Origin of the sequence: Cytobacillus firmus (genome assembly GCF_023657595.1) — a bacterium.
Classification (GTDB): Bacteria; Bacillota; Bacilli; order Bacillales; family Cytobacillaceae; genus Cytobacillus; species Cytobacillus firmus_B.
On the sequence record NZ_CP098323.1, the window covers coordinates 4,373,112 to 4,390,224 of the forward strand.

The window sequence follows — 17,113 nt, forward strand, 5'->3', positions numbered from 1 at the left end:
CTACCGCACCTCTTCATTCGGAAGCACAAACACAAGCAGGGCATAAACGAGTGTCATCGGAAAAACGCCAGTTGTAAATAATAAAACAATGAAAATCACCCTGAGTATGGTAGCGTCTATTCCAATCGATTTTGATAAGCCGCCCAATACTCCCGCTAATTTCCGGTTGCTGCGGGAGCGAATTAATTTGTTCATTAAAAATCCCTCCTATCAAGAAAAGCGGAAGGCGCCCGCTTATAAAGGAACGCAGACTAAAACCGCCACGTCCTGTGGCAACGTCTGCATGACCCGCATCCTGCGGGCCTCAAGCATAAGACGAGCCGGCTGAAAGGTTGTTCTTTAACCTTTTGGCCGGATTGGCTTATGACCTCGAGCCGATGGCGCCTGGAGCTAGACAGTAATCTAACTTCAGAAATGATACATTCTATCAAGAAAAGCGGAAGGCGCCCTTTCCACCGCATTTTACCAGGCTGTTGACCGTTTGATCGTGATGGCACCTGTCTTTGAGTCAGCCCGCAGCTTAAGTCCGCTGCCGCTTTCTTTTACAGATTTAAAACGCATCATTTTCTGAATCACTTCGCTCTTTTCTTCTATTACTTCAATACCCTCAATGTCAGGATGGAAACTGCCCAGATTGGTGCGAAGCTCTCCGCTGACAGCAGCGAAATCCGGAACAAAGAGATCGATGCTGCCCGTCGCTGCCTTCGCTTCGATCCATTCGCAGCGCTCATTTTCTGCCCTGCACGTTACATTTCCATTAAAGGATTGCAGTTCAGCTTTTTTGAAGTCTCCATCAGCCAGAATGGCGCCATTTAACGTTTCGGCTTCCACATGATCGATCCGGCTTTTTTGAATGGTAATCTGCCCGTTAGCTGTTTCAGCCTCCACATTACGGCTGTTCAAATCACTAACCGTTATTTTTCCATTAGCCGTTTTCGCTTTAAAGTTTTCCACTGATAAGTTTTGGCTTTCAATCGGCCCATTAAACATGCGGATTTTCACATTTTCATATTCAGACTTTGGAATATAGATGACTGCTTCAAGCTTCATCCATTTTTGCTGAGTCGAAAATCTCAGCCTCTGCCCTTCAATGGCAAAAATAACATCCTTCAGAAAATTCCTGCGGGCTTCATCCTGATTATCCACACGATAGACCTTGGCCTTGCATTCAACACGCACATCACTTTGCTCCCACGGAATTACCTTAACTGTTCCATTGGCAACATCAATGTCCAGATCTTTTAAGTATGCGTCTGCATGCTGAAATATATGAGAGATTTCAACACTTTTCCCAAAATTAAAATCAAGATCCAGATCCTTCACTTTCTTAAATGCTGAATCTACAAAATCAATGATTTTCTCCTTGGCACTTTGATGCTTTGAGCTATATGGCTCACCTTTTTTAGCTTCTTCAAACTTAACCTCAGCAGATAGCTCCTTAATTAAGTCCTCCTGCTTCTGTTCCATCGTCTGATTTGTTTGCTCAAGCTGTTCCAGCAGAGTTAAAGCTTCATCAACTGTAAGCTTTCCATCCTCGACCATTTTCAAAATACGTTTACGTTCCTCTTTCATTTTCTGGCCCTCCTCTATTAGTTCTATTCCTGTATCAGGACTTTTACCCCTTTAATGATATTCCATATAAATACAATTAATAGCAGAATGATTGTGATGCCGACAGCTGCAAGAAAAAATACCGGAATTTCCTGATCATATACTGTAAACTGAGTTACCGCTGCAAAAACAATGAATGGAACAGGAACCAGCGGGATCAAATGTGATAAGAATGCACTCTTTGCATGCCGCTTCACTTCCCTGTCTTCTGAAGCAAAAAATACAATAAGCGGAAAAATAAATCCTGCGAACATAATGCTAAAATAACTTAAAGCAGATAGAACCTTTCTTGTTTCCAATGTTCTCAGCTCCTTTATCTGTGTAATACGGAACTGGCGCGGTAAAAGTTTCAGCTCCCTCTTCATTATAGAAAATCAACGGAGCATTTTCCTCCATATTCTTAAAAATACATCTGCAGGCTGATGGGCTCCATGGCCTCAAGTCTCATAGCCTTTTCTATAAAGTGAAACTTCAATCAGTGGGGGTTTTCCTTATCCCCCACTGATTGTTAGTTGAACCAATCGGGCCTTTACGGGCAGTTTGACCCCCACTTATCCTCCTTTGATTCCTCTAAGTCTTGAAGTGGGGGTCTTACTGCCCGTTAGACTGCGATAAAAAAACCGCCTTTTATTCAAAGACGGTTTATTGGCTATTTATAGGCAGCTGCCAGGTCGGTGCGCGGCGCTTCCTTCTTTTTCACTTCGTCGATCTTATTGACAAACATCTGGAAAACCTTTCGTTTTTCATCTAAATCACGTATGTACTCTTTCAATTCGTTATACTTCTCTTCAAAAGGCTTATGATACATTTCACGGATATTATCAATGATCTCTTCGTTCACAGTAGATTGGATAACCTGCTTTGTAATTCCGTATTTGTAGGAATATACTTTCAGCTCTTTTTTAACATCCTCGTATTCATTATTAATTTGGTCCAAAACTTCAGAAATATCTTCTTTCCATTCTTCCAGTGACTTCGCTAAATAATCCTCCATAATGACCTCCCCTTCTGTTTCCAGACAATAGTTTCCCTTATATAGGAGTATAACGCTGCTTGGTTACACAGATTTTGCTGGAACATTACATTGTGTTATCAATTAAAAGGAGGAGATATTGCCTGTTGATGTGGGAGTGTTGATTTCCGCTGCAGGCACTCAGCAAACCCGCGGGGCAGGCGGTGAGCCTCCTCGACGCTCTGCGTCTGCGGGGTCTCACCTGTCCCGCTACTCCCGCAGGACTTTGAATAAGCATCCACGAATAATCACCGCACGAAGAAAATGCGGCAGCATTTTCGAGGATCTCGCACCTTCCGCTCCAATCAACACACAAAAATATCATATTAGCGTTTTCACAGATATAAGAAAACAAAGTCTACGCAGAAGCAATTTTTATAAGACTTACCAAGAACTTAAAATGAGTAATTATCTATAATTTTTTCAGCAATCAGCTCATAACCCTTTCCGTTTGGATGAAGGGAATCAGCGAAGTATTGTTTTTTGTTTTTTCCCTTGAACAGTTCATTGGTGGAAATGTAGGTGATATGTTTATCTTCTGCCGCTTTTTTTCTGATGGATTTGTTCCAATGGTCAATATACTTTTCAATCCGGTCGCCGTCAGGATAAGGATTGTATAGTCCAATCAGGATAACAGGTGCATCACTGTTGGCGGTTTCGAGTGTTTCCAGGATCCCATTCAGTTTATCTTCATATATGTCCTTAGCTTCAACAAGATTTTCGTGATGGAGCGGATACAGATCCCCGCCATTGCTTTTCAGCAAATCGTTTGTGCCAATATATACAATGAACATATCTGCATTTTTGATATCATCTGCCACTTTCGGTTTGAGCATTTGCTGGAGAACATCAGACGATTTATAGCCATACACTCCATGATTTGTTATGCAGTAATTCTTATCCTGATATTCCTTATCCAGCTTGCTCTGCAGCCTCCCAATATAGCCCTCTTCTGTTTCATCTCCATATCCATAGGTAAGTGAATCCCCAAAAGCAACAATCATTTGGCTGCTTTCCGCTTTTTTCTCATCTCCAAGGAATGTGATGGAAAGATAGATGCCGATCCCTAACAGGATAATGCCTGCTAAAAGGTAAATTTTATTTTTCATAGTGTAAGTTCCTTTCTTGGTTGAGATAATTAAGGGCTGCTGCAGACGCATGTTCTTTACCCCGCATCCCAGTTGTTTAATCTCATTTCCAAAAGAAAAGCGCAAGCGCCTTGCCCACCCCCGACAACTCGAGGGGGTAGGCGCTGGAGCTAGACAGTTCTCAAAGTTAAAATTATACTTCCTTATCATAAAAAAGAAGCAGTACCAAAAAGGTACTGCCCCTGTAACTAAGCGTTTGTCACGCCCTCTTTTTCTTTTATTTGCTGTTTCATTCTCTGACGGTCTCTTTCCAAAATCGGCTTAAGATATTTGCCTGTATAGGATTCCGGAACTTCCGCAATTTTTTCCGGCGTACCTGCGGCTAAAATGGTGCCGCCCTTATCTCCACCCTCAGGCCCAAGGTCGACGATATAATCAGCGGCCTTGATGACATCGAGATTATGCTCGATAACCAGTACGGTATCTCCATTTTCAACCAGACGCTGAAGGACCACTAGCAGTCTGGAGATATCATCCACATGAAGACCTGTTGTCGGTTCATCAAGAATATATAGGGAGCGGCCCGTTGAACGACGGTGCAATTCAGAAGCAAGCTTAACACGCTGCGCTTCACCGCCGGACAAGGTTGTCGCAGGCTGCCCCAATGTAATGTATCCCAGGCCAACATCATATATCGTCTGCAGCTTGCGGCGGATCTTAGGAATATTTTCGAAAAACTCCAGTGCATCTTCCACTGTCATATCGAGAATCTCCGAAATATTCTTCCCTTTGTATTTAACTTCAAGTGTTTCCCTGTTATAGCGCTTGCCATGACAAACTTCACATGGCACATACACATCAGGCAGGAAGTGCATTTCAATCTTAATGATTCCGTCTCCGCGGCATGCTTCACATCGTCCACCTTTTACATTGAAGCTGAATCGCCCCTTTTTATAGCCCCGAACTTTTGCTTCATTGGTTGAAGCAAATACATCGCGAATATCATCAAACACTCCTGTATAGGTTGCCGGATTGGAACGAGGTGTCCGCCCGATAGGAGACTGGTCAATATCAATGACTTTATCCAGGTGATCAATACCTTTTATCTCCTTATGCTCACCCGGCTTAGCTTTGGCTCTATGAAGCTTCTGGGCAAGCCCTTTATGAAGAATTTCATTGATTAACGTACTTTTTCCTGAACCGGAAACACCCGTAACAGAAATAAAGGTGCCGAGCGGGAACTTAACATTCACATTTTTAAGATTGTTTTCTTTAGCCCCTTTAATTTCGATAAAGCGTCCGTCGTTCTTGCGGCGCTCAATTGGAAGCGGAATGAACTTCTTGCCTGACAGATATTGCCCTGTGAGGGAGTTTGGATCGTCCATTACCTCCTGAGGCGTACCCGCTGAGACGATCTGTCCTCCATGAACTCCCGCTCCCGGGCCCACATCAATTAAATAGTCGGCTGCCACCATTGTATCTTCATCGTGTTCCACCACGATCAGGGTGTTGCCGATATCACGCATATTTTTGAGCGTATCAATCAACCGGTCATTATCACGCTGATGGAGACCAATGGAAGGCTCGTCCAGAATATAGAGTACACCCGTCAGGCGCGAGCCGATTTGTGTAGCCAGGCGAATACGCTGGGCTTCACCGCCTGATAAAGTTCCCGCTGCCCTGCTTAATGTCAGGTAATCAAGCCCGACATTGATGAGGAACCCAAGCCTTTCCTTAATCTCACGGAAAATAAGATTGGCAATCTTCATTTCTTTTTCAGACAGTGTAAGATTCTCAAAGAAGCTGAATGCTTCCTCAATCGAATATTCTGTTACATGGCCAATATGCTTTCCGGATACAAGGACCGCAAGTGTTTCCGGCTTCAGGCGGTAGCCTTTGCAGGTAGGACATGGATGCTGGGCCATGTATTTCTCCATTTGCTCCCGGATATAATCAGAGCTTGTTTCTTTATAGCGGCGCTCCACATTGCGGATGACACCTTCAAAACGAATATAATTCTCCCTTACCTGGCCAAAGTCGTTTTCATATCGGAAATAGATACTGTCCTTGGCTGATCCGTATAAAACCTTCTCAAGCAAGTGTTCAGGGATATCCTTAACCGGCACATCCATATCAATCCCATAATGATTGCAGACGGCCTCAAGCAGCTGAGGATAATATTGAGAGCTTGTCGGTTCCCATGGCGCAATGGCATTCTGCTTTAATGAAAGATCCTTATTGGGTATTACCAGATCAACATCAACCTCAAGCTTAGAGCCCAATCCATCACATTCCGAACAGGCACCAAATGGACTATTAAATGAGAACATTCTTGGTTCAAGCTCACCGATTGAAAACCCGCATTGGGGGCAGGCATGGTTCTCGCTGAACAGCAGTTCTTCTTCCCCAATGACGTCTACAAGCACCTTGCCATTGCCCAGATTCAAAGCAGTTTCCAATGAATCTGCAAGCCTTGGCGCTACGCCTTCTTTTACGACAATGCGGTCGATTACTACTTCTATTGAATGCTTTTTGTTTTTTTCCAGCTCAATCTCTTCACCGAGATCCATCATTTCTCCGTCGACACGGACACGGACGAATCCCTGCTTTTTCACATCCTCGAACACTTTTACATGTGTCCCTTTTCGGCCGGAAACAAGGGGAGCCATAACCTGGAGCTTTGTTCTCTCAGGGTATTCCATAATCCGGTCAACCATTTGTTCTATGGTCTGTGAAGAGATTTCGATATTGTGAATCGGACAGGTGGGACGCCCCACCCGTGCAAATAATAATCGCAGATAATCATAAATTTCTGTCACTGTTCCCACTGTGGAACGAGGATTTCGGCTTGTTGTCTTTTGGTCAATCGAGATTGCCGGAGACAGTCCTTCGATCGCATCCACATCAGGCTTATCCATCTGACCGAGGAATTGCCGTGCGTAAGCAGATAATGATTCCACATAGCGCCGCTGACCTTCTGCGTAAATTGTATCAAAGGCCAGAGAGGACTTTCCTGAACCTGAAAGTCCGGTCAGGACGACAAGCTTATCTCTTGGAATGGTGACATCTATATTTTTCAGATTATGGGCTCTGGCACCCTTTACAATCAGTTTATCCATCGCCATTTTTTCGTCATCCTTCCGCTTTCAGCTCTAATATTAAATCACGAAGCTCGGCAGCCCTTTCGAAATTGAGGGATTTTGCCGCTTCCTTCATTTCTTTTTCCATATCGCCGATCAGCTTCTCGCGCTCTTTCTTGCTCAGCTTGCCGAGCTTTGCTGACGGCTGGTATTCTTCCTGCTCTTCTGCCGCATGGGTTGCACGGATCGAATCGCGAATATCCTTCTGGATAGTCATTGGCGTGATGCCATGCTTCTCATTGTACTCCTCCTGAATGGAACGGCGGCGCTTTGTTTCACTGATGGCTTTTTCCATGCTGTCCGTAATCCGGTCTGCATACATGATGACATGGCCGTTTGCATTACGTGCTGCACGCCCAATCGTCTGGATGAGTGAACGTTCTGAACGGAGGAAGCCTTCTTTATCAGCGTCCAGTATGGTAACAAGGGATACTTCAGGAATATCCAGTCCCTCCCGCAGAAGGTTGATCCCGACCAGCACATCGTACTTGCCAAGACGAAGCTCCCGGATAATCTCAATCCGCTCAAGCGTTTTTACCTCAGAATGCAGGTACTGGACTTTAATGCCGATTTCCTTTAAATAGTCTGTTAAATCCTCAGACATTTTCTTCGTTAAAGTGGTAACAAGAACACGTTCGTTTTTCTCAACACGATCCTGGATTTCGCCAATGAGATCATCAATTTGACCTTCGATTGGACGGACATCAATTGTAGGATCAAGCAGACCGGTTGGACGGATAATTTGCTCAATCATTTCAGGTGTATGCTCAAGCTCATAAGGGCCGGGTGTTGCCGAAACAAAAACAGCCTGCTTCACATGCTTTTCGAATTCGGTAAACGTAAGCGGCCTGTTATCCATCGCTGAAGGCAAACGGAAACCATGGTCCACAAGCACAGATTTTCTTGCCTGGTCACCATTGAACATACCGCGGATTTGCGGCAGAGTTACGTGCGATTCATCAATCACAATCAAAAAGTCTTCCGGAAAGTAATCCAGAAGGGTATACGGTGTTGAACCAGGAGGTCTTAACGTAAGATGACGGGAGTAGTTTTCGATTCCGGAACAAAAACCCATCTCCCTCATCATTTCAAGGTCATAGCGGGTCCGCTGCTCGAGGCGCTGTGCTTCAAGAAGCTTATCGTTTTCTCTTAATTCAGCAAGGCGCACTTCCAGCTCTTTTTCAATGTTCTGGATGGCGATCCGCATTTTTTCTTCACGCGTTACGAAGTGGGATGCCGGGAAAATCGCAACATGTTCACGTTCACCCATTATTTCACCTGTAAGGGCATCCACTTCACGGATCCGGTCTATCTCGTCTCCGAAAAATTCCACACGGATACAATGCTCATCCCGTGATGCCGGGAAAATCTCGACTACATCTCCGCGTACACGGAAGGTACCGCGCTGGAAGTCGATATCATTGCGCTCATACTGGATGTCAACGAGCCTGTGAAGAAGCTGGTTCCTCTCAATCTCCATTCCGGTTCTGAGGGACAGCACCATTTCACGGTATTCTTCAGGTGAACCCAAACCATATATGCAGGAGACACTGGCAATAATAATGACATCATTCCGCTCAAACAGGGAGGAAGTCGCCGAGTGGCGAAGCTTATCTATTTCATCATTGATGCTTGCATCTTTTTCAATAAAAGTATCTGTAGAAGGTACATACGCCTCAGGCTGATAGTAGTCATAATAGCTGACAAAATACTCAACCGCATTGTTTGGAAAAAAGTCCTTAAATTCACTGTATAGCTGTCCTGCGAGTGTTTTATTATGGGCAATAACAAGCGTTGGCTTGTTTACTTCTTTTATGACATTCGAAATCGTGAAGGTCTTACCCGTTCCTGTCGCACCCAGAAGTGTCTGGTGTTTCTTGCCGGAATTGATTCCCTTCACTATTTCTTTGATTGCCCCCGGCTGGTCGCCCTGTGGGGAATATTTTGAGACTAATTCAAATTGATCCTTCACCTAAAAGCCTCCCGTTCAAATTACTTTTATCTATTTATTAATCACAAACCAGCATTGAAATAATTTAAGATCCGGGATGCACCGCTGATTTGTCAGTTTTTTACTCAAAACTCATATCATCATTCTACCACAAAGAGCCTAAAACAAACCAATAATATGCGAACGGATATTCGTTTTTGTGTTTTTACCAAGAAAATATTGCTTGGGAAATATGCCGAATTATTGAGGGGATTGTCGAAGAAAGGTTAATCAAACGTTTGATTGATTGCCTTCAGTTTAATCAAACGTTTGATTGAACTTCATTATAAGCTTATATGACGTATGCCTAATTACAGTTTTAACTCATTAAATAAAAAACCTGTCGATAGGTTTGTTCGACAGGCTCTGCAAAATTTATTCCGCACTTGGCTTGATTTTCGGCTTCAATTTTTGGGCATACCAAAACCCGACAGTCAGTGAAAGTGCGTCTAAAACGATTAAGGCAAATGAATTGGTGTAGCCTTTATATACAGAAGCAGCAATAAGCCCCACCGTCAGCACCAGCCCGATCACACGATTATAGCTGACTCTCGTAAAAAACAATACCAGCAGTCCAGGAAGCAGAAGAGCTGACAAGTATTTTAATGCCATTTAAAACACCTTCTTTTGATTTTTCACAAAAATTCAAGGTTTCTACCATTAGAATAGCTTTTCACCGGAGGATGTACAAGTTTTTTCAGTGTTAATCCAAACGTTCTTTCACATAATAAGAAAAAGAACTTATTATGGAGGAATGCATCATGGCCAGAAGAAAAAGACGCCCGCTAGTACCGGAATCAAGAGGTGCATTGGACCAGCTGAAAAATCAGGTAATGGCAAACCAGGGATATCATGTTGACAGAGAAAATCCTGACGCAGTGAAATATGAAATTGCTGAGGAGGCAGGTGTGCCTTTGAAGCAAGGTTATAATGGCCGGCTTACATCCAAACAGGCAGGCACTGTTGGCGGAAAGATTGGCGGCAGCATGGTGAAGGAACTTATCCGGATGGCACAGGAACGGATGAAGGAACAGTAGGCAAATGTGAAATTCGGGAAAAGGATGTTGAAATTAGGGAAACGAACACTTGATTTGAGGAAAAGACTCAGCAAACTAGGGAAACAACCCTCAAATATGAGGAAAACACTCACAAAAAAGAGGAAAAGCTATCCGCAAAAGATAGCTTTTGTTCTTATTCAGCAGCTTTTCGCTCTAAAAATTCCTGTTGAATGGATTTAAGCAGTTCCGGGTCCGTTACCAGCTTGAATGCTGTGAGAGCCAGCCCCTTTGCTCCTGTTATCAGCGCTTCATCACCTTTTTCAGATGCGGCGGCTTCCCGGAACGGAACTGTATGGGCAACAAGATCATCCGCACCAATTTTAATATAAGGATGAATGGTTGGCACCACCTGGCTGATGTTGCCGGCATCCGTCGAACCAATTCCATCCCGGTCCCCTTCCACTACGGTTTCCCCCAAGTCTTCAATCACTTCTTTAAACACCTGGTCATATGTTTTGTTTAACAGCAGGTTATCTACTTGGTTTTGAAAAGCAATCACATTCAGCTTGGCTCCTGTTGCCAGGGCTGCGCCTTCTGCGACAGCTTTAACCTTCCTTGTTACCTCATTTAAACCTGTTCTGGTTGAAGCACGGATGAAGAATCTGGCTTTTGCATACTCAGGGATAATATTTGGTGCATCCCCGCCATGAGTAATAATTCCATGGATTCGCACATCATCCTTCAATTGCTGACGGAGAGCATTTATTCCGTTGAACAGCTGAATAACTGCATCCAGAGCATTGATTCCTTCCTCCGGTGAAGCTGCTGCATGGGCAGGCTTTCCGATAAATTCGAAGTCAAGCGGATCAACTGCCAGTGATGAACTGGTCAGGCGGGTATGGTTTGATGGATGAACCATAAGGGCGGCATCAATGCCTTCAAGCAATCCATGCTTCACAAAGCTTCCTTTTGCACTTCCATTTGGCCCGCCTTCTTCCGCCGGGGTCCCCAATACTACTGCTTCTCCTCCGGTCTCATCAATAACCTTGCTCAATGCAATGGCTGCTGCCACACTTGTCGTGCCGATAATATTGTGGCCGCATCCATGGCCCAGCCCGGGAAGGGCATCGTATTCTGCAAGGAAAGCAATGGACGGCCCCGGCTTAGCGGATTTTTTCCGGGCCAGGAAAGCTGTTTCATGACCGGCCACTGCCCGCTCTACATCAAATCCTTCCTGCTCAAGAATGCCTGAAAGCAAGCCCGAGGCAAAAAACTCCTCATTCCCTATTTCCGGGTTTGCATGGATCTGGTGGCTTGCGGAAAGGTAAAGTTCCTTGTTATCATCAACATTCTTCTTGATTACTTCTTTCAGTTCGGATAGTGCTTTTACAGGTGCCGTCATTATTGTTCCTCCTTTTATAAAGTGAAACTTCAATCAGTGGGGGTTTTCCTTATCCCCCACTGATTGTTAGTCGCGTTCTAGTGTCGCTAAGATCTCCGCTAGCGCTTCGATCAATCGACACTACGAACCCGATTGGTTCAACTAAGCCTCTGCCTGCGCGTCGGCAAGTTTCACTGTATCTCACCAATCGGGCCTTTACAGGCAGTTTGACCCCCACTTATCCTCCTTTGATTCCTCTGAGTCTTGAAGTGGGGGTCTTACTGCCCGTTAGACTGCGATAAATTAATTACCAGCCAATATCACTTAATGGGATGAAAGTCGGGATCATGCTTCCGTCATATTCTTTCGTGATGAAATCAGCTACATCATCTTCCTGGTAAAGTTCTGCAATTCTCTTAAGCGTTTTGTTATCCTTGTCTTCTGTTCTGACAGCAATGATATTTACATAAGGTGTAGCGGTTTCGCTTTCAATAAAAACTGAATCCTTAGTTGGGTTAAAGCCTGCATCTACAGCAATTCCGTTATTGATTACAGATGCAGAGACATCTGGAAGGGCACGCGGCGTCTGCGCTGATACCATTTCTACAAATTCAAGGTTCTTCTTGTTTTCAACGATTTTATTCAAGTCCAGATTTCCGTCATAGTCCTCGGATAATTTGATCAGGCCGGCTTCCTCCAGTAAAAGAAGGGCTCTTCCGCCATTAGAAGCATCATTTGGAATGGCGATCTTGCCGCCTTCCGGAATGTCTCCTACAGATTTTACTTTCTCAGAATAAAGACCCATTGGTGCTAAAACAGTTGTCGCAATCGGTGTAAGATCCATATTATGCTCTTTAATAAAAGTGTCGAAATAAGCGACTGTCTGGAATGCATTTACATCAAGATCACCTTCTGCAAGAGCAACGTTTGGCTGTACATAATCAGAGAATGTAACAACCTCAATTTCAATGCCTTCCTTTTCAGCCTTTTCTGCAATAAAGTCCCAGATGCGTGTATCTGATCCGCTGACGCCCAATTTAACCTTCTTTGTTTCTTCTCCGCCAGTTGTGCTTGAGCATGCCGCAGTGAACACAGCCAATGCTAAAATAATGAATGATAAAAATAGTTTTTTCATGATGTGTTTCCTCCTAAGTTATCTTCTTCTGATTTTTTTGGATAAAATATTTCCGAATGACTGCAGGCCTTGAACCATGACCACTAAGATTGCAACGGTAATCAGCATGACGGTTGTATCGAATCTCTGATAGCCGTATGTAATGGCAAGGTCACCAAGGCCGCCGCCTCCGACTGCCCCGGCCATGGCTGATGCTCCGACCAGACCGATTGTCGCAATGGTGAAGCCTAATACCAGCGAACTGAGTGCTTCCGGAATCAGGAATTTAAGGATAATCTGTCCCGGTGTCGCTCCCATTGCTTCTGCCGCTTCAATGACTCCCGGATCAACCTCAAGTAATGAATTTTCTATTAATCTCGCAATGTATGGTCCTGCATAAAAGACGAGCGGCACTACGGCTGCAGCAGTTCCAATCGATGTTCCGACAATCATTCTGGTGATTGGGATGATGGCTACCATTAAAATGATGAATGGGACTGATCTGAAAATATTAATAATGCTGTTTATAATGTTAAAAACAACGGTGTTTTCCAGCAGATGCCCTTTCCTTGTCACAACAAGCAAAATGCCAAGCGGCAGTCCGATAAGAGCTGAAAACAGCAAGGAGAATGCCACCATTTGGACCGTTTCGATTAAGGCTTCGATGATTTTTTCCTGGTTAACTAGCACGTGATGTCACTTCCTTTATTGAAACTTTTTCCTGGCTGATGTACTGAATAGCACGCCTGATTTCACTGTCCGGACCCTGGAATTCGACAATCAGGTTGCCAAATGGAGTTCCCTGCAGTTCAGTAATATTTCCAAACAGGACGTTGAAGTCGATATTAAACTTTTTGGCAACCTGAGAAAGCAGCGGCTGTCCGGCAGAGTTTCCGACAAAGTTGATTCTAAATACCTTTTGAAGCCCCTCCTGTTTTTCAATCACTTGCTTAATGGAGTCAGGTATTTGATCATTCATAACCGTGCTGACAAAGTTTTTCGCTGTTGGGGTTTTTGGTGAAGAAAAGACATTGAAGACGGTTCCTTCTTCAATAATTCTTCCTGCCTCTATGACAGCGACACGGTCACAGATTTCCCTGATTACAGACATTTCATGGGTAATGATCAGAATGGTAATGTTGTATTCTTTATTTATTTTTTTCAGCAGCTGCAGGATCGAGCTGGTTGTCTGCGGATCCAGAGCTGAGGTTGCTTCATCACATAATAGAATGGAAGGCTGTGTTGCCAGCGCCCTGGCAATTCCGATCCGCTGCTTTTGCCCGCCTGACAGCTGATCGGGATAGCTATTCGCCTTGTCGGCAAGCCCCACGAATTCTAACAGTTCATGGACACGCTGTTTTATTTCATCCTTAGGGATCTTAGCCAGTGTGAGCGGCATCGCCACATTGGCAAACACGGTTTTGGAGTTTAAAAGGTTAAAATGCTGAAAGACCATCCCGATGTTTCTTTTCACTTCACGAATTTCTCTTACAGATAAAGCCGTCAGATCATGTCCGCTGACAATGACCTTTCCTGAAGTCGGCTTCTCCAGCCAATTGACACAGCGGATCAAAGAACTCTTTCCCGCACCGCTGAAGCCGATCACCCCGAAAATCTCACCCTTATTAATCTTTAAATCTATTCCATCCAGAGCAGCTACCTGCTGACCTCCGCTTTCATAGACCTTCTTTAAATTCTGAAACTCTATCATACAGCATCTCTCCTTTGATGGTGTCAGGTACCAATACCACTTTAATGAACTGGTATAGGTGCCTGTCACCTTTTGTTATCTAATTATTCCTATGCGAAAACTAAGAATTATATCCTGAAATTTACCCCTTCCGTCAGAAGAGGTTTTTTGAAATCCTCTCCTTATCTTCCAGGCTTTTCGCCTGCTGGATTTGGCACAGTGCCTTCTGCCTGCTGCCGAAGCTTCATTGGGCCAGGTCCCTCTGCTTCTCTTGATAAGAATTATTCATATGTTTATGAATAGAATCTTGATGTATTTTTCCGCGTAAAACAAAAACCCTCTTCTAAAGAAAGAAGAGGGCAGCATTTATCAATGGTCCTCTTCTTATCTTTCAAGCAGTGCTTGCTGGATTTGGCACGGTACATACTGTCCGCTGCCGAGGTGTCATAGGGCCAGTCCCTCAACCTCTCTTGATAAGAAGATTTTTAATATGCGGTTGTTAATATGTTTATTACTTTACCATCTTAAAGAAAAGGATGTCAATCATATTTTTCAAATATTTTCACTTGATTCATTTTCATAAATTTCCGTAACTTTTTTAGAGCTATCTTTACGGTGAATAATCACCACACCTGCTAGAGCGAACATCCCACCCATAATGGATAACATAGCCGGCACCTCCCCCAGCCAAACCCACGCAATGACAAACGCCATTGCTGGAGTCAGATATAGAGAGCTCACCGCTTCAGACGCTCCCCCTATGGATGCAAGAAAAGCCAGGGCAATATATGGAATTACCGTCGGAAAAATCCCCAAATAGAGGACACTTAAAGTGGATTCGGCCGAAGCATGAAAGATCTCATTTCCGAGCCCGGGAATATAAACCAGCATAAAAGCAGTCCCTGCCCATACTGTATATGATGTAAATGACAAAAATCCGTATTTATTTAAATATTTAGTCTGAAACACGAAATAGATGCTTTCTGAAATGGAAGCAAGGAGGACGAATAAAGTACCGGTTTGGATCACAAACCCGCCTCCTGTACCAAGCGATATTAGTGCGGCACCCGCAAAACTGACAGCGGAACCAATCCACCTTACTCTTCCAAACCTTTCCCTTAAAAATAAAGCAGCCAAAGCAGCCGAAAAGATTGGAGTCATTGAGACAATCAAGCTTGCCGGCCCTGCGCTTACTGTTTTTTCCCCCATATTCAGTGCTGTATGATAAACCGTAAAACCAAGGAATCCCAGCATAAAAATAGCAGGAAGATCCCTTATATCCGGAAGGCGCATCTTCGTCACCAGTGCGAGGACACCAAGTGCAATGGAGCCAATTAATAGCCTGAAAAGGGCAAGGTGTTCCGGTGAGTACGATTCAAGCCCAGCCCGGATTCCCGGGAATGCGGATGCCCAGAGAATGATAATAGAACTATGCGCCCCGATAATCATAAATTTTTTATTTGCCATCTTCATCCCCCTTATCAGCATTTCCAGCCATTATCAGTGCTGCTTTTCAGGATAATCAATAACTGATACAATGTCCTCAACCAATTAGAAAAGAATTTTGCCAGCCAATTTCATAAAGGCGGTTATATGGATGGACAAAGCACAATTGCCAAAATATCAGCAAGTTATGGAAACGATTAAAGGAAAGATTTCCAAAGGAGAATGGCCAATCGGAAGTAAAATTCCAAGCCAGCGGAAACTGGCTGAAGAGTTTGGAGTAAACCGAAGCACCATTATCACTGCTCTGGAAGAACTTGCAGCAGATGGATTACTAGAGGGGAAAACGGGGGTCGGCACAAAGGTTATTAATAATACATGGACTCTGCTCTCTTCCAGGCAGTCTGCCAGCTGGAGCGAGTATATCGATACAGGGATACACAGAGCCAGCGAAAAAATCGTTCAGGAAATTAATGACTTAGAAATGGACCCCGCTTTTATACAGCTCAGCAAAGGAGAGCTTTCCCCAGAAATTTTCCCTGTACAAACAATGCAGAAAGTTCTAAAGGAAGCTGCTGATGAATTGAGTGAACTCGGTTATGAGGAACCAAAAGGGTTTTTGCCATTAAGACAGGCAGTCAGTGAGTATTTGGCAGCATCCGGAATCTTCACTTCTCCTTCCTCGATACTTATTGTTTCGGGAGGGCTGCAGGCACTGCAGCTTGTTTCACTCGGACTTGTGCAAAGAGGGGCACCCGTATTTCTGGAAAAGCCCTCTTACCTATATTCTTTACAGCTTTTCCGGTCTTCTGGCATGAATTTAAAAGGATTGCCAATGGATAAGGAGGGAATTATCACGAAAAGCATCTCTTTGAAGAAATACGAAAAAGGGAAATCCATTTTATACACGATTCCTTCCTATCATAATCCTACTGGAATTTTAATGACAGAAAAAAGAAGGAGGGAACTGCTTGATGTGTGCAGAATAGAACAGCTGCCAATTGTGGAAGATGATATTTACCGTGAGCTATGGCTTGATGAAAAGCCTCCGCCGCCATTAAAAGCAATGGACAAAAACGGCCAGGTCCTTTATATGGGAAGCTTGTCAAAAACATTGAGCCCCGGACTTCGAATAGGCTGGGTAGCAGCACCTGAACCTGTTATCGACCGGCTTGCCGATCTTAAAATGCAGACTGACTATGGTTCAAGTTCACTTTCACAAAGGGTAGCTGAAAAATGGCTGTCCACCGGCCTCTATCAAAAGCATATGGAAAATGTACGTGAGAAGTTAAGAATTCGTCGTAATACTGCCCTGGATGCATTAGATGCTCACTTGTCCGGGATAGCAGAATGGAATTCTCCAGAAGGAGGTTTTTTTATATGGCTGAAAGTACCGTCCAATATTCCAATTCGAAGTCTCTATCGGCAGGCTATTTCAAGAAAGCTGCTGATGAATCCAGGCAGCATATACAGTGACGGACCGAATCATTATATACGGATTTCGTATGCTTATGCCCCGCTGGGGGAACTGGAGGAAGGGATATTCATCCTTGGAGAGGAAATAAAAAAGCTCCTGTGATTATAGTACCTAACGAGGTATCCTTTTCGATTGGCATAGAGTGAAATTTATCCTATATGTCAATCTA

The 17,113-nt window shown here is 44.0% G+C and carries 15 protein-coding genes and 2 riboswitches; of the genes, 2 read left to right on the forward strand and 13 right to left on the reverse strand.

Annotation, left to right across the window (positions count from 1 at the left end; translation table 11 throughout):
- The 8 genes from NAF01_RS22120 to NAF01_RS22155 form a co-directional block, all read right to left on the reverse strand.
- On the reverse strand, positions 1-195 hold the full coding sequence (locus tag NAF01_RS22120) for a PspC domain-containing protein (RefSeq protein WP_226618519.1): 195 nt from the start codon (positions 193-195) through the stop codon (positions 1-3).
- Between the two features lie 267 nt (positions 196-462).
- Positions 463-1,572, reverse strand: coding sequence for a DUF4097 family beta strand repeat-containing protein (locus NAF01_RS22125; RefSeq protein ID WP_048009338.1), 1,110 nt, complete (start codon positions 1,570-1,572; stop codon positions 463-465).
- A gap of 23 nt (positions 1,573-1,595) precedes the next feature.
- Positions 1,596-1,910: a magnetosome magnetite crystal formation protein family gene (locus tag NAF01_RS22130; RefSeq protein ID WP_163142209.1), complete on the reverse strand. Its 315-nt coding sequence runs from the start codon at positions 1,908-1,910 to the stop codon at positions 1,596-1,598.
- Positions 1,911-2,260: 350 nt separating this feature from the next.
- Entirely contained in the window at positions 2,261-2,605 is a 345-nt protein-coding gene (locus tag NAF01_RS22135) for a hypothetical protein (RefSeq protein WP_035329260.1), read from the reverse strand.
- Between the two features lie 413 nt (positions 2,606-3,018).
- Positions 3,019-3,732: a DUF459 domain-containing protein gene (locus NAF01_RS22140; protein WP_250801135.1), complete on the reverse strand. Its 714-nt coding sequence runs from the start codon at positions 3,730-3,732 to the stop codon at positions 3,019-3,021.
- Positions 3,733-3,959: 227 nt separating this feature from the next.
- Entirely contained in the window at positions 3,960-6,836 is a 2,877-nt protein-coding gene (gene uvrA, locus NAF01_RS22145; protein ID WP_048009340.1) for an excinuclease ABC subunit UvrA, read from the reverse strand.
- A 7-nt stretch (positions 6,837-6,843) separates the two neighbouring features.
- Positions 6,844-8,823, reverse strand: coding sequence for an excinuclease ABC subunit UvrB (gene uvrB, locus NAF01_RS22150; RefSeq protein WP_226618522.1), 1,980 nt, complete (start codon positions 8,821-8,823; stop codon positions 6,844-6,846).
- Between the two features lie 393 nt (positions 8,824-9,216).
- Positions 9,217-9,453, reverse strand: coding sequence for a DUF2198 family protein (locus NAF01_RS22155; RefSeq protein ID WP_048009342.1), 237 nt, complete (start codon positions 9,451-9,453; stop codon positions 9,217-9,219).
- 149 nt (positions 9,454-9,602) lie between these two features.
- On the opposite strand from NAF01_RS22155, the gene NAF01_RS22160 reads away from it, so the two are divergent.
- Positions 9,603-9,878, forward strand: coding sequence for an alpha/beta-type small acid-soluble spore protein (locus tag NAF01_RS22160; protein WP_048009343.1), 276 nt, complete (start codon positions 9,603-9,605; stop codon positions 9,876-9,878).
- A gap of 154 nt (positions 9,879-10,032) precedes the next feature.
- Here NAF01_RS22160 and NAF01_RS22165 read toward each other — a convergent pair whose 3' ends face one another.
- The 5 genes from NAF01_RS22165 to NAF01_RS22185 form a co-directional block, all read right to left on the reverse strand.
- On the reverse strand, positions 10,033-11,241 hold the full coding sequence (locus tag NAF01_RS22165) for a M20 family metallopeptidase (RefSeq protein ID WP_250801136.1): 1,209 nt from the start codon (positions 11,239-11,241) through the stop codon (positions 10,033-10,035).
- Positions 11,242-11,527: 286 nt separating this feature from the next.
- On the reverse strand, positions 11,528-12,355 hold the full coding sequence (locus NAF01_RS22170; RefSeq protein ID WP_250801138.1) for a MetQ/NlpA family ABC transporter substrate-binding protein: 828 nt from the start codon (positions 12,353-12,355) through the stop codon (positions 11,528-11,530).
- 18 nt (positions 12,356-12,373) lie between these two features.
- Positions 12,374-13,024 (reverse strand): methionine ABC transporter permease, encoded by a 651-nt coding sequence (locus NAF01_RS22175; protein ID WP_035329251.1) that lies wholly within the window; start codon positions 13,022-13,024, stop codon positions 12,374-12,376.
- Entirely contained in the window at positions 13,014-14,045 is a 1,032-nt protein-coding gene (locus NAF01_RS22180; protein WP_197218330.1) for a methionine ABC transporter ATP-binding protein, read from the reverse strand. The genes NAF01_RS22175 and NAF01_RS22180 overlap by 11 nt, the downstream gene beginning before the upstream one ends.
- A 158-nt stretch (positions 14,046-14,203) precedes the next feature.
- Positions 14,204-14,305: riboswitch (SAM riboswitch) on the reverse strand.
- A 100-nt stretch (positions 14,306-14,405) separates the two neighbouring features.
- Positions 14,406-14,504: riboswitch (SAM riboswitch) on the reverse strand.
- A 72-nt stretch (positions 14,505-14,576) separates the two neighbouring features.
- Positions 14,577-15,491 (reverse strand): DMT family transporter, encoded by a 915-nt coding sequence (locus NAF01_RS22185; RefSeq protein WP_226618524.1) that lies wholly within the window; start codon positions 15,489-15,491, stop codon positions 14,577-14,579.
- A gap of 130 nt (positions 15,492-15,621) precedes the next feature.
- Here NAF01_RS22185 and NAF01_RS22190 point away from each other — a divergent pair, with 130 nt between their 5' ends.
- Entirely contained in the window at positions 15,622-17,046 is a 1,425-nt protein-coding gene (locus NAF01_RS22190; protein ID WP_226618525.1) for a MocR-like pyridoxine biosynthesis transcription factor PdxR, read from the forward strand.
- The last annotated feature ends 67 nt before the right edge of the window (positions 17,047-17,113 follow it).

Excerpts from the sequence above, each read along its gene's own strand:
- NAF01_RS22135 (WP_035329260.1), bottom strand. The coding sequence starts at position 2,605 with ATGGAGGATTATTTAGCGAAGTCACTGGAAGAATGGAAAGAAGATATT.
- NAF01_RS22180 (WP_197218330.1), bottom strand. The coding sequence starts at position 14,045 with ATGATAGAGTTTCAGAATTTAAAGAAGGTCTATGAAAGCGGAGGTCAG.
- NAF01_RS22185 (WP_226618524.1), bottom strand. The coding sequence starts at position 15,491 with ATGGCAAATAAAAAATTTATGATTATCGGGGCGCATAGTTCTATTATC.
- NAF01_RS22140 (WP_250801135.1), bottom strand. The coding sequence starts at position 3,732 with ATGAAAAATAAAATTTACCTTTTAGCAGGCATTATCCTGTTAGGGATC.
- NAF01_RS22170 (WP_250801138.1), bottom strand. The coding sequence starts at position 12,355 with ATGAAAAAACTATTTTTATCATTCATTATTTTAGCATTGGCTGTGTTC.
- NAF01_RS22125 (WP_048009338.1), bottom strand. The coding sequence starts at position 1,572 with ATGAAAGAGGAACGTAAACGTATTTTGAAAATGGTCGAGGATGGAAAG.
- NAF01_RS22190 (WP_226618525.1), top strand. The coding sequence starts at position 15,622 with ATGGACAAAGCACAATTGCCAAAATATCAGCAAGTTATGGAAACGATT.
- NAF01_RS22120 (WP_226618519.1), bottom strand. The coding sequence starts at position 195 with ATGAACAAATTAATTCGCTCCCGCAGCAACCGGAAATTAGCGGGAGTA.
- uvrA (WP_048009340.1), bottom strand. The coding sequence starts at position 6,836 with ATGGCGATGGATAAACTGATTGTAAAGGGTGCCAGAGCCCATAATCTG.
- NAF01_RS22165 (WP_250801136.1), bottom strand. The coding sequence starts at position 11,241 with ATGACGGCACCTGTAAAAGCACTATCCGAACTGAAAGAAGTAATCAAG.
- NAF01_RS22160 (WP_048009343.1), top strand. The coding sequence starts at position 9,603 with ATGGCCAGAAGAAAAAGACGCCCGCTAGTACCGGAATCAAGAGGTGCA.
- NAF01_RS22155 (WP_048009342.1), bottom strand. The coding sequence starts at position 9,453 with ATGGCATTAAAATACTTGTCAGCTCTTCTGCTTCCTGGACTGCTGGTA.